At 34.2% G+C, this 26,948-nt stretch carries 25 protein-coding genes, 2 tRNA genes and 5 pseudogenes; 12 read left to right on the top strand and 20 right to left on the bottom strand.

What is annotated here, in order from left to right:
- Positions 1 to 17: 17 nt before the first annotated feature.
- From OPR17_RS05045 to OPR17_RS04990, 11 genes and pseudogenes are all read right to left on the bottom strand, one after another.
- Complete coding sequence (locus OPR17_RS05045; protein ID WP_265021372.1) at positions 18 to 1,163, bottom strand: MFS transporter; 1,146 nt, start codon at positions 1,161 to 1,163, stop codon at positions 18 to 20.
- A 140-nt stretch (positions 1,164 to 1,303) separates the two neighbouring features.
- Positions 1,304 to 2,347: a threonine aldolase family protein gene (locus OPR17_RS05040; protein WP_320109849.1), complete on the bottom strand. Its 1,044-nt coding sequence runs from the start codon at positions 2,345 to 2,347 to the stop codon at positions 1,304 to 1,306.
- The gene (locus OPR17_RS05035; protein WP_265022176.1) at positions 2,344 to 3,393 is read right to left on the bottom strand and encodes a threonine aldolase family protein; all 1,050 of its coding nucleotides are present in this window, start codon (positions 3,391 to 3,393) and stop codon (positions 2,344 to 2,346) included. Before OPR17_RS05035 ends, OPR17_RS05040 begins: the two co-directional genes overlap by 4 nt.
- Before the next feature lies 1 nt (position 3,394).
- A pseudogene (locus OPR17_RS05030) lies at positions 3,395 to 5,170 on the bottom strand (ABC transporter ATP-binding protein).
- On the bottom strand, positions 5,171 to 6,160 hold the full coding sequence (locus OPR17_RS05020; protein ID WP_320109879.1) for a phytanoyl-CoA dioxygenase family protein: 990 nt from the start codon (positions 6,158 to 6,160) through the stop codon (positions 5,171 to 5,173).
- Between the two features lie 4 nt (positions 6,161 to 6,164).
- Positions 6,165 to 7,841, bottom strand: coding sequence for a WG repeat-containing protein (locus OPR17_RS05015; RefSeq protein WP_265021367.1), 1,677 nt, complete (start codon positions 7,839 to 7,841; stop codon positions 6,165 to 6,167).
- Positions 7,802 to 10,129, bottom strand: a complete 2,328-nt coding sequence (locus OPR17_RS05010) for a glycosyltransferase (protein ID WP_265021366.1) — start codon at positions 10,127 to 10,129, stop codon at positions 7,802 to 7,804. Before OPR17_RS05010 ends, OPR17_RS05015 begins: the two co-directional genes overlap by 40 nt.
- Positions 10,086 to 11,039 (bottom strand): NAD-dependent epimerase/dehydratase family protein, encoded by a 954-nt coding sequence (locus tag OPR17_RS05005; protein ID WP_265021365.1) that lies wholly within the window; start codon positions 11,037 to 11,039, stop codon positions 10,086 to 10,088. Before OPR17_RS05005 ends, OPR17_RS05010 begins: the two co-directional genes overlap by 44 nt.
- A 124-nt stretch (positions 11,040 to 11,163) precedes the next feature.
- On the bottom strand, positions 11,164 to 11,913 hold the full coding sequence (locus OPR17_RS05000; RefSeq protein ID WP_265021364.1) for an NTP transferase domain-containing protein: 750 nt from the start codon (positions 11,911 to 11,913) through the stop codon (positions 11,164 to 11,166).
- A 121-nt stretch (positions 11,914 to 12,034) separates the two neighbouring features.
- On the bottom strand, positions 12,035 to 12,502 hold the full coding sequence (locus OPR17_RS04995; protein ID WP_265022175.1) for a transient-receptor-potential channel family protein: 468 nt from the start codon (positions 12,500 to 12,502) through the stop codon (positions 12,035 to 12,037).
- A gap of 12 nt (positions 12,503 to 12,514) precedes the next feature.
- Positions 12,515 to 12,598: pseudogene (locus tag OPR17_RS04990) on the bottom strand (hypothetical protein); the annotation flags it as partial.
- On the opposite strand from OPR17_RS04990, the gene wmk (OPR17_RS04985) reads away from it, so the two are divergent.
- The 10 genes and pseudogenes from wmk (OPR17_RS04985) (at position 12,562) to sucD (ending at position 20,857) form a co-directional block, all read left to right on the top strand.
- On the top strand, positions 12,562 to 13,359 hold the full coding sequence (gene wmk / locus OPR17_RS04985; protein WP_458694351.1) for a WO male-killing family protein Wmk: 798 nt from the start codon (positions 12,562 to 12,564) through the stop codon (positions 13,357 to 13,359). The pseudogene OPR17_RS04990 and the gene wmk (OPR17_RS04985) overlap by 37 nt on opposite strands.
- Before the next feature lie 47 nt (positions 13,360 to 13,406).
- The gene (gene wmk, locus OPR17_RS04980) at positions 13,407 to 14,384 is read left to right on the top strand and encodes a WO male-killing family protein Wmk (protein WP_265021362.1); all 978 of its coding nucleotides are present in this window, start codon (positions 13,407 to 13,409) and stop codon (positions 14,382 to 14,384) included.
- A gap of 382 nt (positions 14,385 to 14,766) precedes the next feature.
- Positions 14,767 to 15,789 carry an IS110 family RNA-guided transposase gene (locus OPR17_RS04975; protein WP_265021361.1) on the top strand — a complete coding sequence of 341 codons (1,023 nt, stop codon included), beginning with the start codon at positions 14,767 to 14,769 and terminating at the stop codon, positions 15,787 to 15,789.
- Positions 15,790 to 16,145: 356 nt separating this feature from the next.
- Positions 16,146 to 17,021, top strand: a pseudogene (locus tag OPR17_RS04970) (IS982 family transposase).
- A 298-nt stretch (positions 17,022 to 17,319) separates the two neighbouring features.
- Positions 17,320 to 17,391 (top strand) — tRNA-Glu (locus tag OPR17_RS04965).
- Between the two features lie 28 nt (positions 17,392 to 17,419).
- Entirely contained in the window at positions 17,420 to 18,106 is a 687-nt protein-coding gene (locus OPR17_RS04960; RefSeq protein WP_265021360.1) for a 16S rRNA (uracil(1498)-N(3))-methyltransferase, read from the top strand.
- A 209-nt stretch (positions 18,107 to 18,315) separates the two neighbouring features.
- A tRNA-Pro gene (locus tag OPR17_RS04955) sits at positions 18,316 to 18,389 on the top strand.
- Positions 18,390 to 18,588: 199 nt separating this feature from the next.
- Positions 18,589 to 18,789, top strand: a complete 201-nt coding sequence (gene rpsU, locus OPR17_RS04950; RefSeq protein WP_265021359.1) for a 30S ribosomal protein S21 — start codon at positions 18,589 to 18,591, stop codon at positions 18,787 to 18,789.
- Between the two features lie 37 nt (positions 18,790 to 18,826).
- Positions 18,827 to 19,978 (top strand): ADP-forming succinate--CoA ligase subunit beta, encoded by a 1,152-nt coding sequence (gene sucC / locus OPR17_RS04945; RefSeq protein WP_265021358.1) that lies wholly within the window; start codon positions 18,827 to 18,829, stop codon positions 19,976 to 19,978.
- A gap of 3 nt (positions 19,979 to 19,981) precedes the next feature.
- Positions 19,982 to 20,857, top strand: a complete 876-nt coding sequence (sucD, locus tag OPR17_RS04940) for a succinate--CoA ligase subunit alpha (protein WP_265021357.1) — start codon at positions 19,982 to 19,984, stop codon at positions 20,855 to 20,857.
- Positions 20,858 to 20,865: 8 nt separating this feature from the next.
- On the opposite strand, the gene dapF is transcribed toward sucD, so the two are convergent.
- On the bottom strand, positions 20,866 to 21,654 hold the full coding sequence (gene dapF, locus OPR17_RS04935) for a diaminopimelate epimerase (RefSeq protein ID WP_265021356.1): 789 nt from the start codon (positions 21,652 to 21,654) through the stop codon (positions 20,866 to 20,868).
- Positions 21,635 to 22,222 carry a nitroreductase family protein gene (locus tag OPR17_RS04930; protein ID WP_265021355.1) on the bottom strand — a complete coding sequence of 196 codons (588 nt, stop codon included), beginning with the start codon at positions 22,220 to 22,222 and terminating at the stop codon, positions 21,635 to 21,637. The genes dapF and OPR17_RS04930 overlap by 20 nt, the downstream gene beginning before the upstream one ends.
- 85 nt (positions 22,223 to 22,307) lie before the next feature.
- On the opposite strand from OPR17_RS04930, the pseudogene OPR17_RS04925 reads away from it, so the two are divergent.
- Positions 22,308 to 22,394 (top strand): annotated as a pseudogene (locus tag OPR17_RS04925) (biotin transporter BioY); the annotation flags it as partial.
- On the opposite strand, the pseudogene OPR17_RS04920 reads toward OPR17_RS04925, so the two are convergent.
- Together OPR17_RS04920 and OPR17_RS04915 are read right to left on the bottom strand one after the other, a co-directional pair.
- A pseudogene (locus OPR17_RS04920) lies at positions 22,385 to 23,271 on the bottom strand (IS982 family transposase). The pseudogenes OPR17_RS04925 and OPR17_RS04920 overlap by 10 nt on opposite strands.
- Positions 23,234 to 23,377 carry a hypothetical protein gene (locus tag OPR17_RS04915; protein WP_265021354.1) on the bottom strand — a complete coding sequence of 48 codons (144 nt, stop codon included), beginning with the start codon at positions 23,375 to 23,377 and terminating at the stop codon, positions 23,234 to 23,236. Before OPR17_RS04915 ends, OPR17_RS04920 begins: the two are co-directional and overlap by 38 nt.
- Before the next feature lie 320 nt (positions 23,378 to 23,697).
- On the opposite strand from OPR17_RS04915, the gene OPR17_RS04910 reads away from it, so the two are divergent.
- Positions 23,698 to 23,838: a hypothetical protein gene (locus tag OPR17_RS04910; protein WP_265021353.1), complete on the top strand. Its 141-nt coding sequence runs from the start codon at positions 23,698 to 23,700 to the stop codon at positions 23,836 to 23,838.
- On the opposite strand, the gene OPR17_RS04905 is transcribed toward OPR17_RS04910, so the two are convergent.
- The 5 genes from OPR17_RS04905 to argS form a co-directional block, all read right to left on the bottom strand.
- Positions 23,827 to 24,126, bottom strand: coding sequence for an ankyrin repeat domain-containing protein (locus tag OPR17_RS04905; protein ID WP_265021352.1), 300 nt, complete (start codon positions 24,124 to 24,126; stop codon positions 23,827 to 23,829). The genes OPR17_RS04910 and OPR17_RS04905 overlap by 12 nt on opposite strands.
- On the bottom strand, positions 24,123 to 24,410 hold the full coding sequence (locus OPR17_RS04900; RefSeq protein WP_265021351.1) for an ankyrin repeat domain-containing protein: 288 nt from the start codon (positions 24,408 to 24,410) through the stop codon (positions 24,123 to 24,125). The genes OPR17_RS04905 and OPR17_RS04900 overlap by 4 nt, the downstream gene beginning before the upstream one ends.
- Before the next feature lie 162 nt (positions 24,411 to 24,572).
- Positions 24,573 to 24,872, bottom strand: coding sequence for a type II toxin-antitoxin system RelE family toxin (locus OPR17_RS04895; RefSeq protein WP_010962566.1), 300 nt, complete (start codon positions 24,870 to 24,872; stop codon positions 24,573 to 24,575).
- The gene (locus tag OPR17_RS04890) at positions 24,853 to 25,077 is read right to left on the bottom strand and encodes a hypothetical protein (RefSeq protein ID WP_010962565.1); all 225 of its coding nucleotides are present in this window, start codon (positions 25,075 to 25,077) and stop codon (positions 24,853 to 24,855) included. The genes OPR17_RS04895 and OPR17_RS04890 overlap by 20 nt, the downstream gene beginning before the upstream one ends.
- Positions 25,078 to 25,171: 94 nt before the next feature.
- On the bottom strand, positions 25,172 to 26,878 hold the full coding sequence (argS, locus tag OPR17_RS04885) for an arginine--tRNA ligase (protein ID WP_265021350.1): 1,707 nt from the start codon (positions 26,876 to 26,878) through the stop codon (positions 25,172 to 25,174).
- Positions 26,879 to 26,948 lie beyond the last annotated feature (70 nt).

The raw sequence follows: 26,948 nt of genomic DNA, 5'->3' as shown, positions 1-26,948 counted from the left end.
TGTTGAGAAATTTTTTTTTACACCGCTTTACTTAGTTTTTTAAGATCTTTGCTTGATAGTATGGAAAAGCAAACGAGTGCAACAACAGAGCAAATGGAAAAAAATGAAAACATAATACTGTTACCACAGTGCTTAACAAGTACTCCTAAGAGCACGCATGAAAATATTGAACTTGCAATATACCCAAATAATCCTGTTAAGCTTACAATTGCACATACATTATTTTGTGAAGCAATTTCTACAGCTATAACACCTGTCAGTACTTGTACTCCAAATATAAAAAATCCTGATAAGATTGCACCAAGGTTCATAAGAATTATATTTTGACCAAAGTTCATTGCAATAAAAGTGAGTGCTATACCCAACATATAAAGTGATGCCAGCAAGCTTCTATTTTGAAAGAAGTACATATCACTAATTCTTCCTGTGATTAGAGTTCCAAGGATTCCACCTAAATCATATACGCCTGTTATTAGTGAGGATTGCACAAGAGAAATTTGTAACTTATCCTTTAAAATTATAGGAAACCAAAAGAAGATTCCCATTTTTATAATATAAGCACAAAAAGTAGCACAACATAGAAACCATATAGAACTTTTCACTTTGATACCTATCTGAGATTTCTGCACCTTATAATAGGTAGTAAAGTTGGCACTTTCTTTGTAATATGCTTTTAATATTATATAAGTTCCAAAAAGTAAGCATAAGAGACCAGAGTACAAAAATGCACTTTTTGCATCATAAATTTTAATTATGCTTGGTAATATAATCAAAGTAACACAAGAACCAAGTTGCTGAGATGCACTCATGACTCCCCATGATGATGCAATTGAAGAGATGCTAGAGTTTATAACCATAAACTTGGTAATGGCTGGCCAACCTAACCCTTGCATCCAAGCTAATAATATTAATGTTAACAGTAATAAAGTTAGATTATTATATGATAAAGTTATGCCAATGGTTAATAATCCAGTTGCAATATTGCATAGCCCAAACATAAATAGTGGATTATTTTTGGAGTCCATGACTATTCCATTAACGAATTTTGATACTCCATAAAAAAAAGAAAAGCAGGCAAAAAAATAGCTTAATTTTATATGGTAAGTATCTATTAACAGTGGTAGAGCAATTGGTATACTTTGTCTTGATAAATAAAGCAGCATATATCCACAGAAGAATAGTAAATATTGAAAGAAGACAAAGTTCACACCTATTCCCAAATAGCTCTATGCAGATGCTAGCATAATACTATATTGGTATAATATTGTTTGACAAGAAGTTTGCAAACAATTAGTGCAGAAAATTACTTACTTAGTATCTTTCTTATAGCAGATACAGTAGTATTAATATCTTCATAGCTTATATCTCTATGTGTTATAGCTCTGATTTTACCTTTGATGTTAGCCATTCTAATTCCATAATTTGTAACTAGTACGTTTATTAACTCTTGAGTAGATATACAATTATTACGTAATGAGAAATACGCTATATTAGTTTTGTATAGGTTGATATCAATTATAACTTGATCTATAGAGCCTAAGCCTTCTATAAGGTGCTGCATTTTTTTATGATCTTCTTCTAAAGAATTTATATTATTATGTAAAGCATATAAACATGCAGCTGAAATAATGCCAGCTTGGTGCATACCTCCGCCAATTTGAAACTTATAGTACCAAGCTTTTTCAATAAACTCTTCACTTCCAAGCAATATTGCGCCCATTGGAGCACCTAATCCTTTACTAAAATCAATAAATACCGAATCAAAATAACTTGCATACTCTTTTGGAGATATTTTAGTATAAGCACAAGCGTTGAACAGTCTTGCTCCATCTAAATGAGTGAATACGTCATTCTCTTTGCAGAGACTTGAGATCTCTTGAATATATTCTAAAGGCCACACAGCTCCACCACCAAAATTTGTCGTTTGTTCGATAGAAACAAGCCCAACTCTCGGAATATTTCTTAAACTAGGACGAGTAATAAACTCAACAATTTGTTCTCCAGTAAATATTCCTCTTGTACCTTTGATGGGCAAAGGAGTGGCATGTGCCTGGGCTGCGATCAAGCCAGATTGTACTATGAGAGGATGTGAAGTTTCATCAAGCAGCAAGTAATCACCAGGTCTTTGAATGTGTACTTTATAAGCAATTACATTGGACATCGTTCCTGAAATCAAAAAGATTCCTGCAGGTTTACCTAATATTTTACATGCGGTTGCCACTAATTCGTTCACAGTTGGATCTTCACATGCAGCTTCGTTTCCAACTTTTGCTTTAGCCATTGCTTCCCTCATTTTAGCTGAAGGGTCAGTGTTTGAATCGCTAAAGAAATCTATTTTTATTCTCATATTAAATTTAACACAACCTCCTTCATAATTTCAGCAGCTTTCATGATGTCTGTTTCCTTTGTGCCAAGGTGGGTAACTGCTCTTATATGAGACTCTAGCCAAGGAAAAAGCAATAAACCACAAGCTTGGCACTTACTCAAGAAAACCTCATTAGTTACATTTAGTGCTTTTATACTAAAGCTTACTATATTAGTTTCTGGATAAGGTAGTACCAGTTTTATGTGTGGAATTTCCTTAATCTTGTCTGCAAACAGTTTGGCGAGTTTATTGTCTTCTTTAAGCCTAGAAATATTGTTCTGTAGTACATACTTTGCTGCATTAGCACAATACCCTATCTGATGATAACCACTACCTAGCCAAACCTGTAGCTTTTTAGCCCTTTCAATTATCTCTCTTTTACCCATAAGCATTGAACCAAAAGGAGCGCCAAGTCCTTTAGTAAAAGAAAAGCTCATTGTATCCACATATTTAGCATAATCTGCTAAAGCAATATTTGTTTCGATATGGGCATTAAATATTCTTGCACCGTCTAAATGAAGATTTATATTGTGAGCTTTTAAAAAGTGATATAACTCGACTTGTTTTTCAAAAGGATAAATTTTACCATTAAACCCATTTATACTATTTTCTATAGAAATAAGACTCACCTGAGCAAAAATTTTATACCTCGGCTTAGAATTAATAGCATATTCTACTTCATCAACATCTAAGATTCCGCTATTATTTCTAATACAATTAAATACGATATTATTTACTTTTGCATTGCCTGCGCTATCGAAAAAATTAACGTGATAACTATAATGAGTTATTAGTTCATCACCAGGACTTGTTTGACTGGCAATGGCTAATCTATTTGCAAGCATACCGCTGGTTACAAATAATGCTTCTTCTACTTTGAATAATTGTTTGCAATATTCTGATAAGTCATTACAGCTTTTGTCTTCACCATAAGCAAAATCTCCAACAGTTGCATTACTTATTGCATGTATAACGTTGGAGCTCTGCAGAGTTGTAGTGTCACTTCTCAGATCGATAATTTTTTCCATCTTATTTTTTGCCATTCAAACAACCAATTTGAGCATTCCAAAGTTCTTTATAAAGACCGTGTTTAGAAACTAGTTCAGCATGTTTACCATCTTGGACAATTTTTCCTTTGTTAAATACTAGAATTCGGTCCATGTGTAAAAGTGTGGAAATACGGTGTGCTATAGTAATCGTAGTTTTATTTTGCATCAGTTTAAATAAACTCATTTGAATTGTTTTTTCTGTTATAGAATCTAACTGACTAGTTGGTTCATCAAGAAATAATATTGGAGCGTTTTTTAAAAATGCCCTTGCTATTATTATCCTTTGTCTTTCTCCTCCAGATAGCTTGATGCCTTTTTCTCCAACTGTAGTTCCATATTGATCTGGTAGAGTCATAATAAAATCGTGAATACCAGCCAGCTTTGCAGCTCTCATTATTTCTTCTATAGTAGATTGAAGTTTACCATATATGATGTTTGCTAAAATAGTATCATGAAATAACAATGGGTCTTGAGGTATTACAGATATTTGTTGCCTCAAAGAACTCTGTGTAACTTCTGATACTATTTGATTATCAATCTGTATATTACCTTTTTTAACATCAAATAGCCTTAGAATTAAGTTTATAAAAGTAGATTTACCACCTCCAGAATAACCAACTAGACCTACCTTTTCGCAAGGATTAATGGTAACTGAGAAATCTTGAAATAATGGCTCCTGACCTTCATAAGAAAAAGAAACATTATTAAACGTTATTCTTCCACTTAATAAATTTAATTCTTTAGCATTTTTCTTATCTTGAATTTCTGGTACAGTAGTCAAGATTGGCAATGCATCTGAAACTTTGCCGAAATGAGTAGAAAATTGGGTAAGATTCCTAGTTAGATGGTTAAGAAACTCTATAATCGATATATTAATTCCAAGTACAAGAGCAATATCTCCTATTGCAATTTTGTTCAATTGATAATCATAAATTAAAAAGTACAAGTTTACTGCTTGGAGTACATCAAATGAATAGCCATATATAAACCAAAGACAAAAGTATGCCCATTGTAATTTTCTCTCTGCAATAGTTCTTTTCTTGCATATTTGAAAAAATTTGTGTCTCTCATGTGCTTGCTGAGAAAATAGCCTTACTGATATAACATTTAAAATACTATCTGCTATACTAGCTATTACTTGTGAATTTTGTTTAGAGTAATTATCAGCTAGTTCAGTAAGTACACGAAAGCTGAAAATCGATACTAAAATAAAAATGCTTACCCAAGTGAATGTAGCGATTGCAAATTTTATGTTTACTAATGATAAGGTATAAATAGCTAAGACTAATGCTATGCTGTAACCGAAAAAACAATCTATAAGCAATCTTATTAACTCTATCACACTATCCATTAAGTTACTGGCCTTATGTACTAAACTTCCGGATAAATTGTTCTGATAATAGGAATGGTCTTATTGGAGTAGCCTACAAAAAGACATATCAGCTATTTTTTGACGCATTAAGGTAAACATTCGAATGTCAACAAAATAGCCATAGAATCTAAAAGCAGTAGTGATAAGTAATGCCATACCAAGATAAGCGCTTACAGGTAATAAAAGATTTTCAATTACATTACCTTCCTGATATTTTACAGCTGTATCTAGAATATTTTTTACTAAATACTTTCTAAAAGACAAATCAACAGCTACCACCAGGGCAACTAAAGACATTATAAGTACATTAAGTTTGAATTTAGATACTATATTCAGGATGAACATCAATACACATTTGAAGCTATCAACTCTACTTCTGTTCATTTACAATGCTAGCTCCACTACGTTGACTTTTTTATTGAGAAATACAAGTAGTGAAAACCATAAATTTTTGTATATTTTTCCTGAGATGTCTCCAGCATCATGTAGTGCTGATGCTTGATTCAGAATAAGTAGCTTATATAAATCTCGCTTAGCCTCAGTAGTGTCGATCTCAGAAATATTTGTAGTTGTGTCTGTAATAAAGGCTAACCAGCTCTTGATAAGTTCTTCCATGTTTTTTACTTTTATATTTTCCTGGTAGCAAAATAATGACAAGCATTCTCTCAGTATAGATTCTGTTAACTCACCACAATTGAGTATACCAAAAACTGAAGGCTGAGGTTTTGGCACATAGGGAAGATCTTGATCTTTTACAATCCACCTTGTTACATAAGCAAATCTATCTTTAGCATCTGTATTCTTATCACTACCATGCCATAACCGTGAATCAAAAACTATCGCATCTCCTGCTGAAATAGGTAGTGACTTAATTTTGTAATTTTCCCGATTATTTGAGTACTGATCAAAAAAATATGGGTACCAAAAATCAACTAAAGGCTGTATTTCCCATTTATGACTGTTTTCTATAATTTGCAGTGCACCTGAAGTTTCACTTACATTATTCAAAGCTAACCAAACAGAAAAGTGGTAAGGATCATTGAAACTATAGGAGATGTCTTGATGGAAGGGAACTGCATCTATTAAATCAGCAGTTTTACATATAACATTTGATTTTTTCTGCAGTATCTGACACTGAAGTGACTTTTCAAGGTAATTTTTAATAATTTCATCTAATGCTTGAGAGATAATTCTAGTTACTTGAGATGACGTGCCCCATCTGCCGGTACAGTTTAAGTAGTCAGAAGTTGAAACACTTAGTTCTTGGGATAGCTCTGATATCTTATTTGTTATATCACTTAAAGACTGAGTTATTAGCTTTAAAGGAACCAGATTTTTGATAATAAAAAAACCATTTTCTTGTAGTATTTCCATATGATTAATACCTGACATCAATGACTGATAAGTAATCTGTTAAAGGCACAACAGCAAAAATTTTGAATCCTTTTACTTGTTTGAGTATTTGTTCCCAATCGCTTAATGTTCTTAGTTTACCTCCTGTTTCAACCATTACATTAATATCTACAGAGCCTCCAGTTGGAGAGCGGTAATCTAAAATAGTTTCTATCAATAAAATACGAGATATTCCTTTGACCAATTTTAAATAAGATAATACTTTATCATCATCATAATGCTGCAGAAAGCGGCAAAAGACACCTAATTCATAATTTGTAGCTGATAGTTCTTTCTGAGTTATAAGTTTGACTTTTAAATTTTCTACTAACTGTCTTGGCACTTTATGTTCGTTATATAGGCCTATGGAACCTTTATTGTGTATACCAGAATAAGCAAGAAATAAAGAATGTACACCAAATAGCAATATATTCTTAGCATCATCTATATTAATTCTAGAATTAAACTCTTTAGTATCAAACCTAGAATATCCTAGCAATGCTTGGTAAAACGCTATTTTCTTATCTTCTGATGCTTCTCTTTCCTTAAAAGATTCAAATGAAGAGATTGACTTCTGTTTTAGTATATCGGCAATCTTTAACCAATTCTTTTCAGCTGCAACTCTCACCCACATTGTTGCAGCTTTAGACAAAAACGGTATTTCCTTAAAGCACTTACCTTTTGATGATAGTTGCCATAAGTCCTTGTCCTTATCGTAATCAATAAACCCTATTTCCCATAACGCCCTTAACAGCCTTTCTAGATTTGGTACGATAATGTTTAACTTTTTAGATAAAACCGGCATAGTTGCAGGTAAAATATTTAACAAATCAAGTTCAATAGCAACGTTTGTTAGGTACGTTTTCCAAAAGGCTGAAAGTTCTGCAGAAATCCTATGCACTTGAGATTCTTTACCTAAATCAAAAATATTAAACTTTACATTTCCGGTAATATCGATTTGTCCTAACACACCTTCAAAAGTTTCAACTTTTGCCATCCCATTATAGAATGCTTCTACCATTTTAAATCTCTGCTGGTAAACAGGATCACCATTAATATCTATATGAAACCAACCATGTTGATCTTCTGCAATAGAATACCCTTTATGAAAAACATTAAGTTTTTTATACCATTTATTATGTACTAACTTTCCATGATGATTAATATGTGTAGCTTTGCCATCCTTATAGACTACAGCGATACCATCCTTAAAATCTCCAACATAATCATATTCCTCCTGATAAATCCTGTTGCCATTTAAATTAATATGAAAACATTTATCATGTCTTCTAACTACACAAGCATCTTCCTGATAATTTCCAATCCATTGATACGACTGTTTGTATACTCTACATCCAGATGAATCAATATGGTAACACCCTGTATCATCTTCTACGGCCGCTCTATTAAAGTAGAATCCAAAAGTTTTTAGAAATCTATGATGATAAACTGCTTCTCCTCTCACATTGATATGATAAGCACCTGTCTGATCATAAACCGGTGCAAGACCGGGCTCATGAAATTTACCAACCTTTATAAACCTACTTTCATACAAAGGATTTCCTAGTAATTCGTGAAAACTCTCACACGGTGAAATTTTAATAGATTTAAGATTATCTTTGATTAATTGATCAAAGGTTTTCTCATGTTGCATGTTTTGCATAATTTGTAATTTAAATAATTCTTTTGTAAGCTTAGGTACTCACTACTCTGCCATATTTCCTCGAGTTTAACCTCATTAACATTACCAAAATTTCCTAATGTCTTACGGAGTTCATCTGGAGCACAGCAAGGACTAAACTTTCCTTCATTGTTTATCCATGCTTCTTTACCTAAAAATGGGCATTGACCACCTGGAGCCAAATCCTTAATACCTTCTTGAGAAAGGATTGTGAAATTTTCTAATTTTATCTTTTTACCATTTGGCAATAGCATATTATCTCTAAGTTCGTATAACCTTCTCACCTCCGTGTTCCATCTACTAATTGCTAACTCATCTCTTCTCATAGATAGATCCTTAATTTCCTCAAAATGTGCCCAAAGATGATGTCCTTTAACTCTATCTATGCCGTTTTTTATGGCCATCTTAACTATGTCATAGAGTTCATGTAAATTACTTTCCAAAAATGTTAATTGTAAAGTAACGGTACACCTTTCACCTGTATCGCTAAAGTATTTATCTCTAACTTCAAGGAAAGTTTTTAAGTTTTCTGTCACTACTTCCCATTTTGAACCTTTCATGATTCTTTCATGAGTTTCTTTAGTTGCCCCATTCCAGGAAATCTTAACATCAGATAAAATTGGTACCAATAGTTCAGCCCATTTTCTAGCTCCTTTAATAGGAAAAGAACCATTGGTTGTGAGGTTAAGCTTAAGGCTGAACTCATGGCACAAATTGATTATTTCATCAAAGCTTTTGTACATTAAAGGTTCACCCATAGTAGAAGGAATGATTTCCCTTAAAGGTGTGCCAGCTGCTTCCTTAATTACTTTTCTGATAGTTTCTATCGACAGTATCTTAGGTTTTATTCCTTTAGCTTTCTTTTCTTCTTTAACTTTGCTGTATGGTGAAAAACATTCACACATTATACAAGCAAAATTGCAGTAATCTGGATTAGTATCAAAAGTAATTCTCCAAGGACCAGGTTTCAAAGCTACTGACTTGCCTTTCTTTTTAATAGCATTACGGTAAATCTTGTTAAGTTTTTCAGTATGCTCACTTATAGAAGGTATATTTCCATTTTCAGTATAAGGATAGCCTTTTTGGGTAAGTTTATTGTATAACTCCTGATTTGTAGATAGGACTTGCATTTTTTCTGATAAACTACTTGCATCTCTGTGCTTAAACAATAGTCCATCTCTTACATATTCTGCCATGCCACCATAATCGGCTGTTATAACTGGTATTCTAAGTTGCTGTGCTTCATGTATTACTAACGGTGAATTTTCACCCCAAATTGAAGGAACGACTATTGCATCAACTTTATTAAATACGTCAGTAACTATATTCTTATTATCATAACTTCCCATCCACTCTATTCTTTCTTTAACAACAGGTGAAAACTGATTGGCAATCGCTTTTAAAGCTTTAGTTTCTTCTCTTGCTGCTCCCCAAATTCTAAGTTTTACTTTAGATGATAAGTGAGAAAAAGCTTTCAATAATAGATCAACACCTTTTTCGGGAGTATGAGTACCAATATAACCGAAAATAAACTCTTTTTCTTGTGCTCTATTTCTATTCTTAAGACGATTGAGATCAAAACCATAATCAAGATAAGAAATTTTGTTTATCGGAACATTAAAATCCTGAGTAAATTTATCCATCAAGAATTTCGATGGGGAAATAAAGTAATCTATATAGTCTATTATTTTCCTTGTGTGCTTCATTCTAGTTGCAACCCATTGTTCCCAATAATTTATGTCTAAATTCAGGAATTCTTTATCTCCTGTAAAATATCCCTTGTAACATTGAGTTGCACATTTTTGATCCTTTTGTCCATCACAAAGCCGTAACAAATCTTCAGAATTGCGTTGAATAAACCTTCCTCTTGGACACATTAACCAAAAGTCATGTAGCGTAAAAATTGTAGGTATATTTTCTTTAAAAGCAATTTCTGGTAAAGTAATTGATAGATGATTAAGATGACCAAAATGTATAAGATCTGGCTGAAAGTTATCTATTACTCTTTTAAATTGTATATCTACTTCTTCATTGATAAATTTGTAACGATATTTAGCTGTGGGTATATTAATTAAATGCAGTAAGATTCGAGAATCACTACGATCTAGGACTGTAGTGTAATAAAAATCAGGTAAAAAGCTATTTTCATACCTAGTAAATACTTGTACCTCATTGTTATTTGCTAGTTCATGAGCAAGAGTTTGGCTGTAAACCTCTGAACCAGCACTATAATAAGGAGGGTAACCATGAATAACTTTTAATATTTTCATATATTACCATATCTATATTGTTAGGATACTCTTGTATATTGTTTTGTAGACTTTTTATAAAATTGCTTAATCCTACTTCTAATGAATGCTTTGGAGACCAACCAAGCAGCTCTTTAGCCCTAGTAAAATCACCATGGAACTTAGTTACATCAAAATTTCTTGGAGGATAAAAATCAATTCTAGAATCACTTTTTGTGACTTTTAATATTGTTTTTGCTAAGTTTTCTAAAGTACATGGGCTATTAGTAGTAAGATGAATAGCAGGAAGAGAAGATTTTTCACTTTGTAAATATTTAACAGTTAAGCATATACCCTCTATAACATCATCCAAGTAGGTAAAATCAAAAACGCATTCTTTACCTTCTATTTTAATTGGATCACCTCTTAATGCATTAATACAGAGTGCGGGAATTACTCTACTGTTATGATCTAGTAAACCACCGTATACATTTGAAAAGCGTAATATTGCTACATTAAAATCTTTTAAACTTGTTATTTGCTTCTCAATAAATGCTTTACCTTTGGCATAATTATTTATTGGATTGATACTAGCAGATTCTGTAACCGGCAGTTCCTTCTGCTCTCCATAGACTTCCCTACTACTTGCATATATAAACCACGGTTTATTTGGAAGTGAATTACATAACCCTAAAAACTGCATTGTACCATCAACATTAATTTTTTGACACAGTTGAGGATAAAGTTCACCATGTATAACTCGAGAAATTGCAGCCAGATGAATAATTCCTGTACACTTAGCAAGTAGTGGTACTACATCTTCTAAAAAAAAACTGAGTGGATTATCGCGAAACCTAATATCGCAGCTTATTACTTCATGACCTTGGTTTTCTAACTTTTTCACCAAGGTCGACCCTATCAAACCTGCAGCACCTGTTATTAATATCCCCATGTATACCCTCTACTACAATTAGGAAAATTTGTCGTACCAATTATCTTACAAGTAAGAATCAAAAGGTATTATAAAACCAGTATAAAACAAATGTCAACTTAAATTAATGAATAAAAAAATGTAGTTATGAAATAAAAGTTGGCTGCCTTCTTTCTTGAAAATAGTGTTCGGCTTTAATCAAATCCTCTTTATTATTTACTCCCATTGCTTCTCTTTCATCAGAAACTACATAACCTACACTCAAGTTATTGGTTGCTGCAATGGGCACTATATCATTAAGACAATATTCATTAGTCGAATTATTAAATTTTATTTCTTTTACTAAGGTAAAGAGATCTTTAGCATATAAAGCCATTATTCCAGAGTTTGCAAGAAGCATTTTATCTCCATTTTTTAGGATTTTTTGAACATTTCCGTAATTATCAATTACTAATCTTCCATATTGTTCATCTTGACTATTGAATCCAAGAAGAACTAAATTATTATACTTTAAACAATCAGTCATTTTCATAACTGTATCGCTAGATATAAAAGGAGTGTCTCCATACTGTATTAAAACTATGTCTTGATCAGATAACTCCTCCAGATTTTCTAGAGCAATTTTAACTGCAGTGCCAGTACCTGTAATATCTTCTTGCATTATTAGTTTTATATTGTATTGATCGATTATACTTTTTAGGGTATCAAAGTTTTCTAAATCTTTTAGAAGGGAGTTGTTAACAACAATTGATAAGCTTTTTAGACTCAGCGATTTTGCATTAGAAATTATATGTTCTAAAAGAGTAAGATTTCCCACTTGGTGCAACGCTTTTGAATATTCAGAATTCATTCTACTGCTCTTTCCTGCTGCTAATATTATCAAAATGTTACTCATACATAACTCAGGAATTGATTAGGTAGTAAGTTAATTCATAATTAGTAAGATGTAAAGCCCACTGTAATTTTTGTATATTTTCTAGATCTTGGCACCCTCATTAGAGTTTCATTTAAGAGAGCTATAACTTTAAACTCTTTACTCGATTTTCTACGCTGACATCTTGTAAACTCTGATCTGGACTTTTTAATATTTCTAATAATCTACTCGCAAGGTTTGAGTGTTTATTGATTACTGCAACCTGGACTAATGACTTGTCTTGATCATTACGAGCATTTGTTACAGCTATGCGCTCATCAGGTTTTATTGCTTTCAGCTTACTGATAATTTCAACATTACCATTTTTTGCATTCTCAAACAGCTCTTCTACTAATTTCAATAGGTTAGTAATATTCTGGTCTCGAGAAAGATCAAGTGGTATTTTACCTTCCTTATTCTTGATGTTATAAATTGCACCATGTTTCAACAAAGACTTTACAGCTTCAAAAAAGCTATTTTCAGTAGCAACATGCAACGATGCAGTGCCTTTAACTATTGTTTTAGCATTAATAAAATCACTCAATTTATTGTGGCTTACACGTTGTAACAAAGCTTCAATAATTTCTTTATGACCTTTGGAAGCAGCAGTGTGTAATAAAGTACTGGGTAATACTGCAATATGAGAAAGGGAACCGTAAAATTCCAATTAAGAAGTTATATGCCATAGCAGAAGCATTATCAGTAAATGTTAAAGGTCTAGTTTGTGGAGAGACACTACCAAATGAAAAAAGATATTTTGAAGATGAAGAAATATTAAATTTAGTAAAGGGGTATAAGGATAAAGAATTACGTGAGATATTTTATTTATTAACCAAATTTATTCGTTTGAGCGAGGAAAGAAGCAGAAAAGCGGTAAAAATAGAAGTAGCAAGGGGTTTGATGAAAGTAGGAGTTTCTGCTCATGTTATCTCTCGAACAACTAACTTATCTATTGGTGAGTATGAGGAGAACAAAATTCCGGTTCCATACAAAGTAGGGCAAAGGATAAAAGAGTGGAGATTGATACGAGGATATACACAAAAAGATTTAGCGAATAAAGTTGGCATAACAAATCAAGGAATATACGAATATGAACAAGGGCGAGCTGCTGTCTCACTTGAAATGTTAGATGAAATAGCAAAGGTATTATCAATCAGTATCATAGATCTACTTCCCGAATCAGATGAGGATAGTGAAGCGGAAGAAAAGCTATCAAACTTGATAGAAGAATACAAAAAGATTGAGAGTCGGGAATTACGCGATATGCTAATCAAGTCTTTATTTGAAGGTATACATGTTTGTAGAGAAAAGGTCAGAGAGGAAAAGAAGATTGAAGTTGCAAGGAATTTAGTGAAAGAAGGAATTTCTGTTGATATTATCTTGCAAACGACAGGCTTATCAAATTATATGATTGAGAAATTTTTGTGATTTCATAAAAACTTAGCCAATAGTGGATTTTTTTTGTGATAGAATATATGTTTGCTTCTGTAGGAAAAACAGCTTTTAGAGGATTTATCTATGATAATTCAGAGCATATTGGCTCAGTAAGCTACGAGCTAGGGAAAAAAATAGAAGGTTGTAGGATAGTACAAGGGTATACTCAGGCAAAATTAGCAAGAAAAATTGGTTTAACACATAAGGAAATACATAACTTTGAACTAGGGTGCAAGGTTATTACAATCAAAGAATCGTATATAATAGCAGGAGCATTGTCAGTTAATGTTATAGATCTACTTCCAGGACCAACAGTACTAAGAGAAAACAGTTGGTATGAAGATGAGGATAAAGAAATAGTCTATCTAACAAAAATACATAGAGAAATTAAGGATCAGGAGTTACGCAAGAAGCTGTATCCATTAGTAAGGTTCGTATATATTAGCGAGAAAATTAGCCAAGAAGAAGCGAAAATAGAAGTAGCAAAGAATCTAGTGCAAGAAGGAGTTTCAGTTGACATAATTTCCCAAGCAACCGGCTTATCTATTTACGAGTATGATAATACAGAGAAAGAAGTCTGCACTGATTCTATATACTACAGAGTAGGGCAAAGAATAAGAGAATGGAGATTGATAAAAAGGTATACTCAGAAAGATTTAGCAAACAAAGTTGGTTTAACACTCAAGGAAATATACGAGTATGAAATAGGATACACTGCCATATCATTTGACAAATTATATCAAATAGCAGAAGGATTATCAGTGAATATTAAAGTTCTGCTGCCTAAAACAAGAGAAAGCAAAGAAGAAAATAGGCTATTGAGTTTAATAGACGAGTACAGAGAACAAGAATCATTAGATGCGTTAGTTAAATCTCTATCTGAAGATATGAAAAGCGGCAAGGAAAAAGTTAAAAAAGCAGAGAAAATAAAGATTGCAAAAGATCTAGTTAAGGCAGGTATTGCTATTGATATTATTGTGCGAGCAAGTGGCCTAACTGCTGATGAGTGTGAAAATTGAATGTGTTTAAGATATAAGTAAAGTTAGTTAATGATTTAACCAGTAGAATTTGCTAACCAACTTTTTTGGCTCAGTTGAATTTTGCTTGGTATAAATTAAGATATGAAATCGCAAAGTTTATCTATTAATTTCTGGTTGTCCTCTATCATTTCATTTGGCTTGTATCTTGTAAAAAGCATTTAATGTTTTAAGCTTAAGCATTAGATGGAGAAGGGAAAAACTCTAGCATTTGGCTTAGATATAAAATCTGTGCAAGAGATAAGAGTTCCCTTCTCAAAAGTATAGGCTGGACGGTATCGTAGAAAAACCTAAATGGTTCTAATTCTGTATTCACAAGGTAAGCCTTACTTTTCATTTTTAATGGTAACGTATGGGGTTATATATGATCAACAACTTTTTAGGAATAGACATATCAAAAGATCGCTTTGATGTTTTTCTTTCATTCATAAGCAAAAAAGGAAAACGTGAAACTAGGAAAAGGAATTTTAAAAACGAGGATTCTGGGTTTCAAGGTTTGCAGGACTTTCTACAAAAACATAATGTAGAAGAAGTAAAAGCCTGTATGGAAGCTACTGGTTGTTATGGTGAAGCTTTGGCTGAATTTCTTCACAATGCTGGATATTTTGTTAGTGTTGTAAATCCTTATTGCATAAAATCTTATGCGAGGAGTAAGCTTGTACGACAAAAGAATGATCAGACCGATGCAGAAATTATTGCAGATTATTGCCAAAGGCAGGAACCAACTCGCTGGGCACCACCTTCTCCCGAAAAGAAAAAATTAAAACATCTTTATCGTTGCTCGGCTGCGTTAAAAGATGAATTGACATTAGTAAATAACCACTTAGAAAAAAAAGAGAGACTGCCTAAAGAAGTTGCAAATGCTTGGGAAGACCTTGCAATGAACATAGAGCAAAAAATAGAAACAATAAAAAACTCCATACGTGAATTATTAAAGCAACACAAAGAGTTGTTGGAAAATTTTCAACTTCTACTGACTATTCCAGGAATAGGAGAGGAATCAGCAATAGCTATTTTAGCGGAAATTCCTGACATAAAGGATTTTATAAATGCCAGGCAATTGGCAGCATATGCAGGAACTATATCACAAAATATAACGTCAGGTTCATCTGTACATGCCAAGCCCAGATTAAGTAAATCAGGTTCACGAACACTACGCAAGGCTCTGTTCTTTCCTGCCATAGTAGCTAAGAATCACAATCCTATCATTATGAGTTTTTGCCAAAGATTAAAGGAAAAGGGTAAGCATAATATGGCCATCGTTGGTGCTGCAATGCGTAAGTTACTCCATATCATTTTCGGTATTCTGACATCCAAAAGTGCTTTTGATCCAAATCATATCAAGAACTACAGAGCTAGGATGTTGACTGAAGGTTTAGTGCTTTAAAATCAAAAAATGCTTCCATTTTATCTTATGTAAAATATTATCTTATACAAATTTATTGAATGTAGTTGGTTAGTGTATATATTGATAAGTAAATTAGTTTTATACATACAAAACAACAGAAATTTACTTATCAATATATACATTAACTATACCGCTACACAGTTGGAAGTACTTTTTGATTTTACAATGCAGCTTAAGATTCAATTTTTATAATTTTCTTGTTGACTGGCGAGACGGTATCTCTTGCCGTTAGTATAGAAGGTTTGGTACTAACGCGAATTCTGGATTAAAGGAGAATAGAAAAGGCAGAAAACAGGGTAAACTCAGCAGTTATAAAAAAATAGATGAGGTTACCCATGGAAGATATAACAAAACTGTTTTGTTTGGTCGATGATTTTTGCAGAGATATAGAGAAAATTTTGCAGGCAAACTACTGCCAAATGGTAAAAAACCCACAAGAACAACGGAAATTGAGCACTCTGAAATCATGACAATAATCCTGCTATATCAACAATCTCCGTGTAAAAATTTCAAAACTTTCTATCTACATTACCTAACGTTGCTCTACAAATCAGAGTTTCCAAAGTTGCCTTCATATACCAGGTTTGTTGCTCTAAAGCCTAGGGTTTTGTGGCATTTAGCAATGTTGTTGCATTGGCTTTGTGGACAGTCAGAAAACACTGGAATTTCATATATAGACACAACTCCCATTGCAGTTTGTCATGCAAAAAGAATATCCAAAAACAAAGTTTTTGCTGGAATTGCAAAATTAAGCAAGAGTACTTACGGCTGGTTTTTTGGTTTCAAATTACATATGGTAATCAATGAAAATGGTGAAATTCATGCACTTACGCTAACAAAAGGCAATGTTGATGATAGGATACCTGTGCCAAATTTGACGGAAAAATTAACCGGCCTTTTGTTTGGTGACAAAGGTTATATTGCAAAAGAGCTTTTTCAGAAGCTGTTTGACCGAGGTTTGAAACTTGTTACCAAGGTGAAAAAAGGTATGAAAAATACATTAATTTCGCTAAATGAGAAGATTTTACTGAGAAAAAGGTCTATGTTACCTAAAAAATAGACTAGAAATTGAACACACTCGCCATAGATCCCCTGTTGATTTCTTGGTTCATATCTTTTCTACTCTCATCTCCTATTCCATCAAATCCAAAAAGCCTTCTATTTCCTATACTTCCTTCCTTAATCCAGAATTTGCGTTAATAAGTCGATAAGTCAGCAACAGACTAATGATCAAAAAATTAAGACCAAGGCTGGCTTTAGTGTAGAAGAAATAAGGCAGAAATATGAGCGTAGAGATTCTGGCTACGATTCTGGCTATGATTCCGATACAAAAGTTGAACAACAATTAGAATTAGCTCCTAAATCTGAGATGGGTTCAGTGAGTATTGAGCATGGAGTAATAGGAGGCTGTCGATATAAGATTACTGATATATCCCTCTAATTATGTGATTCAAAATAATTGAATTGACTTTATATATGTAATCGATATAACCTAGTTAGATTCAAGTTGACTCTTTCGTCTAGTGGTTAGGACACCACCCTTTCACGGTGGTAACACGGGTTCAAATCCCGTAAGAGTCACTCAAGTAGAATATAATTAAAGTTTTGAATGGGAAAAATTAGGCTCTATGTTGAAGAAGCTTTATCACAAGGCGTGAGTTTAGCACTTAATCCACAACAAAGTCACTATATTTGCAATGTAATGCAGCTTAAGAAGTATGATAATCTCTCTCTTTTTAATGGAAAAGATGGAGAATGGTTAGGAGAAGTAGTTAATATACCGCGTAAATTGACAGAAGTTACACCCAAAGAATGCACTAAACAACAGCAATATGAGGAAAATTTATACCTGTATTGTGCCATGGTAAAAAGTGCTGCTTTGAACAACATAGTAAGACAGGCAACTGAAATGGGAGTAACCTGCATTCAATTTATTTCAACGGAACGTACAGTGGTAAAAAATATTAACCTAAGTAGAGCAAAATTACAGGCAATCGAAGCTGCGGAACAATCCGGTAGGATAAGTATACCAGAGATTTTGCCTCCTATTAACTTTTGTGAGTTACCTGATTCCCAGAGTAAAAATTTTGTTTTATGTGATGAAACAGGTAAAGCTGATAAAGTGCTGAAAGGTAAGAAAAATGTTGCTATTATTGTTGGCCCTGAAGGTGGTTTTTCATCTTATGAACTTGATCTTGCCGATAAGTTTTGTCAAAAATTGAGTCTAGGAAAAAGAATTTTAAGGGTCGATACCGCTGTGGTTGCTGCACTCACTTTCACCAATTGGTGTAGCTAGATTTTTAAATATGGCTAAGATAAAGAAATCTGGTTCAGTGTTGCGCGCACAAAAACTCTGTAGACTTTCTACGAAGCAGTCTGTTGTTAAAGAGGAGCTAATAAAAAACATATTCTAATATAATATTAAATCTCATATTATATTTTTTCTAAAGTAAACAAATGAACCTTGCATTTTGCCTGAGTTATTGATACTCTGAATAAAGAAGTCGGGGCGTAGCGCAGCCTGGTAGCGCATTTGGTTTGGGACCAAAGGGTCGGGAGTTCAAATCTCTCCGCCCCGATGTTAGTATAATTGTAAGAACGCTGTAACATAAGAGCAATCTCCATCAGTAAGCAAGTAGCTGACACTGGAATGACATTATTTACTATATAAATTATGGCATGTTACATTTTAACGCTCAAGTTTATAAAATAATTGACAATGTTAATTTTCTAATTTATAAATAGATTTTGAAATGATTACCGAAGGAGGTATAGAGTTTGATAGAAGTATCAGTCCATTATGGTGATGTAGACAGAGCTCTTCCAGTATTGAAAAAAACAACTCAAAAGGAAGGAAGAGGGTTGAAAATGAAAAAACAATATCATGAAAAAAAATCAGAAAAAAGAGCTAAAAAGAAAGCTGAAGCTAAAAAAAAGAGATACCAACAAGAGTGCAGAAGGCAGCGTTATGGTTGGTAGTTTGTACTCAAGTTAATAGTTTATCATTGGTTATTTTATGAATATTCACGAATATCAAGCGAAAGAAGTTTTGCATAAATTTAATGTCCCAGTGCCAAAAGGTTTTGTTGCTACATCCGCGGAAGAAGTAAAGACTCAAGTAAGTCAATTAAAATCTGAAGTGTTTGTAGTTAAAGCTCAAATTCATGCAGGTGGTAGGGGTAAAGCCGGTGGCGTAAAGCTAGCAAAGTCAGCTGAAGAAGCTCAACAGTTTGTAAAGGACATGATTGGTATGACTTTAGTTACTCATCAAACAGGTCCAAGCGGGCAGCAAGTAAGAAAAGTGTACGTTGAAGAAGGCTCAAGCATTAAGAAAGAGTATTATTTAAGCCTGGTAATCGACCCGAAGCTCAGTAGGCCAATATTCATATTTTCCTCAGAAGGTGGAATGGACATCGAAGAAGTGGCAAAAAATTCTCCTGCAAAAATTGTGAAATTTGATATTGATTCTGCTACAAGTTTTGATAGCAGCAAGTTAAGCAGCAGTTTTCATTTGAGTCCAGAACAAATAGAAAAGATATCGAACATTGCAAAGAAAATATATGATGCGTTTATTGCAACTGACGCGAGCCAAATTGAAATTAATCCACTGGTTGAAACAAATTCTGGAGATTTTACTGCGCTCGATGCGAAAATTAATTTCGATGATAATGCTTTATATCGTCACCCAGAAATTATGGAACTTCGTGATTATGATGAAGAAGTGAAAGAAGAGATAGAGGCTTCAAAGTATGGGCTCAGTTACATCAAAATGGATGGCAGTATTGGTTGCATGGTAAATGGTGCAGGTCTTGCTATGGCAACAATGGATATAATAAAATACTACGGAGCAGAGCCTGCTAACTTTTTGGATGTTGGTGGTGGAGCGAGTAAAGAAACTGTAACTGAAGCATTTAAAATCATATTGTCTGATAGCAACGTAAGAGGAATTTTGGTTAATATATTTGGTGGTATAATGCGTTGCGATATTATCGCAAGTGGAATTGTTGCGGCTGCAAAAGAAATGAGTATTAAAGTTCCTTTAGTGGTTAGGTTATCAGGTACTAATTTTGAGGAAGGAAAAAAAATCTTAGAAGAGTCAGGATTAAATATTATTGCTGCAGATGAACTGGGTGATGCTGCGCAAAAGATAGTAAAAGAGGTAAAATAAAGCATGTCCGTTTTAGTAAATAAAGATACAAGATTAATATGCCAGGGTTTTACTGGTGCACAAGGTACGTTTCATTCAGAGCAAGCTATTGACTACGGGACGAAAATGGTTGGCGGTGTAACTCCTGGAAAGGGTGGTAGCACTCACCTTAGTTTACCAGTTTTTAATACTGTGGCAGAAGCCAAAGAAAAAACCGGTGCAAATGCTACAGTTATATATGTACCTGCTAAATTTGCTGCTGCTGCAATACTTGAAGCAATAGATGCAAAAATAGAATTGATAGTTTGTATTACAGAGGGCATTCCTATACTTGATATGGTGAAAGTTAAGCGCGCGCTTGTTGATTCAAAAAGTCGATTGATTGGTCCCAACTGTCCGGGAATTATTACACCTGAAGAATGCAAAATAGGAATTATGCCTGGCCATATTCATAAGCGTGGACACATAGGAATTATGTCTCGCTCTGGAACTTTAACTTACGAAGCAGTAGCACAAACAACTGCTGTTGGTCTTGGTCAATGCACGTGTATCGGAATTGGGGGAGATCCAGTTCATGGTATGACATTTGTCGACTGTATGGAGCTCTTTTTAAAAGATAACGATACTCATGGTATTGTAGTTATTGGTGAAATAGGTGGAAATGAAGAAGAAGATGTATCACATTTTGTGAAAACAGAAAAAACTAAAAAGCCAATCATTGGTTTTGTAGCAGGCCAAACGGCACCTTCAGGAAGACGTATGGGACACGCTGGAGCAATCATCTCTTCCAGCGGTGGAAGTGCTGGTGCAAAACTAGAAGTTATGCGAAGCGCTGGAATTACAATTGCAGAGACTCCTGCGGTGATTGGTAAAAAAGTTTTGGAAGTAATGCATCACTAGAATTAGGGTTACAAAAACCCTATATCACCGGTCATGAATACGTTATTTGCCCATTCGATTAATAACTTTCCTCCTGGTAAATTTACTGAAGTCTGTTGGGTAGCCAGATATCCACGTAGTGTGGATGCAACAAGCGTTGCACAAGCTGCACTACCGCATGATGCAGTAATGCCTGTACCTCTTTCCCAAACTCTTAAAGCTATTTCTCCAGACTTTTCAACTTGTGCAATACTAATATTAATTTTCTGAGGAAATAATTCGTGATTTTCCAGCTTTGGTCCTAAACTTTGCAATGGTATTTCATTTACGTTATCAACAAAAAAAACTATGTGAGGATTACCAATATTTACTGCAACTGGCTCTTTCAGCATTTCAAGCTCTATAGGTAGATAAAGGGGATCGCATTCACAAGAAAGAGGAATTTCATGCCATTTAAGCAGTGGTTTACCCATATTGACCTTTATTGATTTATCACCCACTTTAAAACACTCTAAAATGCGTTTGTTTACCAGCTCAATAGTGATATACTCAGTACCTTTTTTTGACATTAGCAAATATCCAACGCAACGTGCTGCATTTCCGCACATTTCAGCTTTGCTACCATCAGCATTATAGATATGCATAAAGCAGTCTGCAGCATTAGACATTGTTATAATTATCACTTGATCACAACTGCTTTGATCAGCAATTTGTCTATGGTTCCAGTCTAAATTGTTTGTTGAACGTGAGTCTATGATAACGAAGTTGTTACCAGTGCCGTGCATTTTGATAAAATTTTCAGGACCTTGGCCACTCATCATAAAAAAATATTTCTTCTATTGGTCTCCTTTTTTTCTTACTTGTTTCAGCGCCCTCTTCTTCGTAACCAACCGCTATCACTGACATTACATTAAAATCATCGGATATGTTGAATCTTTCTACTATTTTATCTCTATCAAATCCACCCATTTGATGGGCCATTAAGTTCATAGCTGCAGCTTGTAACATAAGTCCATAATTCGCTGCACCAGTGTCGTGATTAGCCCAAAGATTTTCTCCTTTACCAGATTTGCGGAAATTTTTAGCACTGAAAGATATGATTAACACTTGTGCATCTTTTGCCCATTTTTGATTAGATTCATCAAGACAATTTAGCAGCTTTTCCCATGCGCTTTGATTGTTCTGTTTGTTGCATATTACGTATCTCCAGGGTTCATCACCAAAACATGAGGGAGTTAGCCTTACAGCTTCCATTAAAATATCCATGTCTTCCTGAGATATTGCTCTTGTAGGATCGTATGAACGTCCGCTGTGTCTTGCTTTCATCAACGATAATAGATCTTGTTTACTCATCATTTTTAATTTAATAGTGCATAAATAATTCATTGTAGCACAATATAAGCAAAATTTAAATTGCAAAACCTCTTATACACATATATTACATTCAATAAGTTATTTTTATTGGGAAGGTATGTTTATAACACAATCTAGCAGTAGATCAACACTGGCTGAAATATTGTCTTGCGTTTTACTTTTATTCTTGATGGCTCAAATAAACGCAAATTCTGGATTAAGGAAGGAAGTATAGGAAATAGAAGGCTTTTTGGATTTGATGGAATAGGAGATGAGAGTAGAAAAGATATGAACCAAGAAATCAACAGGGGATCTATGGCGAGTGTGTTCAATTTCTAGTCTATTTTTTAGGTAACCAAAAACAGTCTCAATGATAGACCTTTTTCTCAGTAAAATCTTCTCATTTAGCGAAATTAATGTATTTTTCATACCTTTTTTCACCTTGGTAACAAGTTTCAAACCTCGGTCAAACAGCTTCTGAAAAAGCTCTTTTGCAATATAACCTTTGTCACCAAACAAAAGGCCGGTTAATTTTTCCGTCAAATTTGGCACAGGTATCCTATCATCAACATTGCCTTTTGTTAGCGTAAGTGCATGAATTTCACCATTTTCATTGATTACCATATGTAATTTGAAACCAAAAAACCAGCCGTAAGTACTCTTGCTTAATTTTGCAATTCCAGCAAAAACTTTGTTTTTGGATATTCTTTTTGCATGACAAACTGCAATGGGAGTTGTGTCTATATATGAAATTCCAGTGTTTTCTGACTGTCCACAAAGCCAATGCAACAACATTGCTAAATGCCACAAAACCCTAGGCTTTAGAGCAACAAACCTGGTATATGAAGGCAACTTTGGAAACTCTGATTTGTAGAGCAACGTTAGGTAATGTAGATAGAAAGTTTTGAAATTTTTACACGGAGATTGTTGATATAGCAGGATTATTGTCATGATTTCAGAGTGCTCAATTTCCGTTGTTCTTGTGGGTTTTTTACCATTTGGCAGTAGTTTGCCTGCAAAATTTTCTCTATATCTCTGCAAAAATCATCGACCAAACAAAACAGTTTTGTTATGTCTTCCATGGGTAACCTCATCTATTTTTTTATAATTGCTGAGTTTACCCTGTTTTCTGCCTTTTCTATTCTCCTTTAATCCAGAATTCGCGTTTATAGGGTGCTGGCCTGACAATCGTCATCCCGCTACGTGTTAGCGGCTAAAAGATACCGCGAATGAATCGCGGTATGACAGTTAAGTATCCTGCTGCTTGTTAGCTGGATCTAAAGATACCGTGACGGTATGACGTAGAGCTTGCGTTAGCTATACTTTTATACTCACCAAATCAGTTTGCTTGTAAGCAAGTAAACTTTTCTGGATCCAAGTAGTCTGGGCACTAGGATGACACCCTTTTGGATGGAGACCAGTGTTGGCTCCTTACTTCCCATTTATTTACCAAGCCTTGTTCTTCTTCCACTTCATCCATTTCAGTACTAGGTTTTAACATCATATATGTGATACCACCAACTGCTAGTGCTGCTATTGCGACTGTGGCTACCGCTATCACTATAGGTATTAACTCAATTGCAACTGTTCCGGTTGCAAAAAGTGCTACTGCTGCAGTGCCTAATAATGCGGTTGCACTACCGGCGTAAATACCTTTTTGGGTTGCTGATGTATTCTTTCAGAAGCTTTTTTATTCTATCATCTATAGCTAAGTCTTTTGGAGTCTTGCCATCTTTATTCTTTAATAAAAAATTTGCACCCTTATCTAATAGAGCCTTTACTAAATTTACATTGCCATCCTTAACAGCTATATGCAAAGGAGTATCTCCCAATTTATTCACTGCATTAACCTTTGCACCCTTGTCTAATAGAGCATTTATTACATCTATCTCGCCAATAGCCACATGCAAAGGAGTATTTTTATGATTTTGACTCACTGCATTAACATCTGCACCTTGTTTATTAGAGCTTTGATTATCTTGATACGGCCTGTGTGAGCAGCTAAATGTAATAACGTGTGTTTATCTTCTTCGTTACCTTGACAAAGAATAGATTGAAATAAGAAGTCCACATGAAAATTGGCTGCTTGCCACTCCTCATAGTCACTTTGGCGTGATTTAAACTGCCCTTTTATTCTTTTAATTATGTTATTTCCATTTAAATCTGTCTGTTCCGCAACTTCAGTAAATACAGTTGAATACTCCCTAAAACTGATCGTCATAACTTTACCCTACTTTGAATAATATTTTGATCATTACATATTGTAACAAAAAAAAATCAACTCATTTCTTCTAACGGCTCTACATTAAAGATAGAAAGTCCAGAAGCAATGACGTGTGCTAAGGCTTGGACGAGTTACAGCGGTGAGATCTTTCTTATATTTTTAATTGTGTAATCTTCTGTGTTTGTAAATGTTTTTTCTATACCCCACTGCAGTAATAAGCACTTTACGTTCTGAATGATTTATGATGTAAATTATACGGTAGTTGCTAACCCTTATCCTATATTGCCCTCTAAAGCTATGACATAAAGGCTTTCCTAGATTAAAAGGATCAACTGTCAGGCGTTTCTTTATGGCCTCCTGAACCATTAATTTAATCTTTGCCGGAAGAGCTGGAATTTCTTTTTCAATAACATTTTTTAAGAATTTTATAGTGTAAGTTTTATTTCCAGATGTTTTCATCATCCTCTACTTCTTCTTCACCTTCAGAGAGGCGATCGTCAGCTATTTTGGATAGCTCTACATCTTCTTCGAACTCTTCTTCCACTAAATCTACTAAAACTTCAGGAATAGTTTTATTTTGAGTCTCTGCCATTTCTGTAAGATACTGAGCCAATTTACTGTCAAAACTTACATTAACATTGAGCTTTTTTTGACTGTGAGCCATATATTAACCAGAAAATACTACTATAAACTATAACATTTTTACTTAATTTTGTCAACTTCTCTATTCGTTGAAAAAACAATCTTGCATAAAAAAATCAACTCATCTCTTCCAAAGGCTCTATATTGAAGATAGAAAGTCCAGAAGCGATGACGTGTGCTAAGGCCTGCACGAGAAACATTCTTGCAGCGGTGAGGTTTAAGTTGTCTTCCAGTATGAAACGCATGTTTAAATCACTCTTGCCATACCCCCACAAAACGTGAAACGCTTCTGCAACTTCAAGTAAGTAGAAAGTAATTCTGTGTGGCTCACAAAGCCTTGCTGCAATTTCTACCACATCTGGCCACTTTGCTAAGGTTTTTATGAGGAAGAGCTCCCCACCTGTCCTTAAAAGTGAAGGATCTGCTGTTGGGAGCTCTTTTGGAGCATTACGCATTAACGAATGAGCACGAGCATGCGCATATTGCACATAAAAAATAGGATTATCTTTTGACTGTTCTTTAACTTTAGCAAAATCAAAGTCCAAGACCATATCATTCTTGCGTGTTAGCATTATAAAACGAGTTATGTCCCTGCCAACTTCTTCCACTACATCTCTTGCTGTTAGGAAGTTTCCTGATCTTTTGGACATCTTAACAGGTTTGCCGTTCTCGAAAAAATTCACAATATTATGCAGTTTTACCTCTATTTTTGCTTGATCATCACTGAGCGCAGAGACGACTGCTTTGAGTCTTTTGACATAACCGCCGTGGTCACTACCAAGCTCTACGATCATATTGTTAAAACCACGCGATATCTTATCAAAATGGTAAGCGATATCCGAGGCAAAATAAGTCCAACTGCCGTCCTCTTTCTTCAATGCACGGTCAACGTCATCACCAAATTTTGTAGAGCGAAATAGCATCTCTTTTCTGGAAGTCCAATTTTCGCTTTCTTTGCCTTTTGGTTTCTCCAGGTACCCTTCATACACTAGACCCTTGTCAGACAATATCTTTATACTCTCTTCAATTTTGCCACTTTTTTGTAGCTCATACTCTGAAGTAAAAACATCATGATTTACTCCAAGCAAGTTCATGTCTTCCTTTATGAGTTCTAAGATAAAACTTAAAGTATATTCCCTAATTATTTGATTATCTTGCTTTTTTAGAAATTCCTTGCCATATTTTTTAGCTAGCCCCTCCCCTATTGGTTTTAAATATTCACCTGGGTATAAACCTTTTTCTATACTGATTTTTTCTCCCAGAGCTTCCTTATACCGCAAATATACTGACTTTATTAGTATATCTATCTGCGCTCCAGCATCATTAATATAGTATTCCTTAGTAACTTTATAACCAACTTTTTTCAATAAATTTGCCAGAACGTCACCAAATACTGCCCCTCTTGCATGACCAATATGCAGTGGACCGGTTGGATTTGCGGATACAAACTCAACATTGATCGCCTGATTGTTTCCTATATCTAGGGTGCCAAACTCTGTTTTTAGCTCATTTATTTGTTTTAAAATTCCATGCCACACTTCTATTTTTAAGTGCATGTTGATGAAACCAGGGCCTGCTATTTCCACTTTTGCAACTTCATCAAAAAGTTCAAATTCTTTGGCTAAAACCTCTGCAATTTCAATGGGATTCTTCTTTTCATGCTTTGCAAGCACCATGGCAACGTTTGTGTAAATGTCTCCATGTGCTCTGTTACTTGGGGGTTCTACGATAAAGTTTGTTGTATTTGTATTTATAATACCCCTTTGCTTCAACTCGTTTAATTTGCTGGAAATTAGAGAGGAAACCTGCTTGAAAATGTTCATCAACTAGAAAAACTATGAAAACCTCCAACAATATAGCGAATAAGTGGGACTAGTTGAAGGTTTATCTTAA

The sequence above is a fragment of the Wolbachia endosymbiont (group A) of Icerya purchasi genome (assembly GCF_947251635.1).
Lineage (GTDB): Bacteria > Pseudomonadota > Alphaproteobacteria > Rickettsiales > Anaplasmataceae > Wolbachia > Wolbachia pipientis.
Note: the sequence above shows the minus strand (reverse complement) of the source record. Positions and strands in the feature narration are given on the sequence as shown.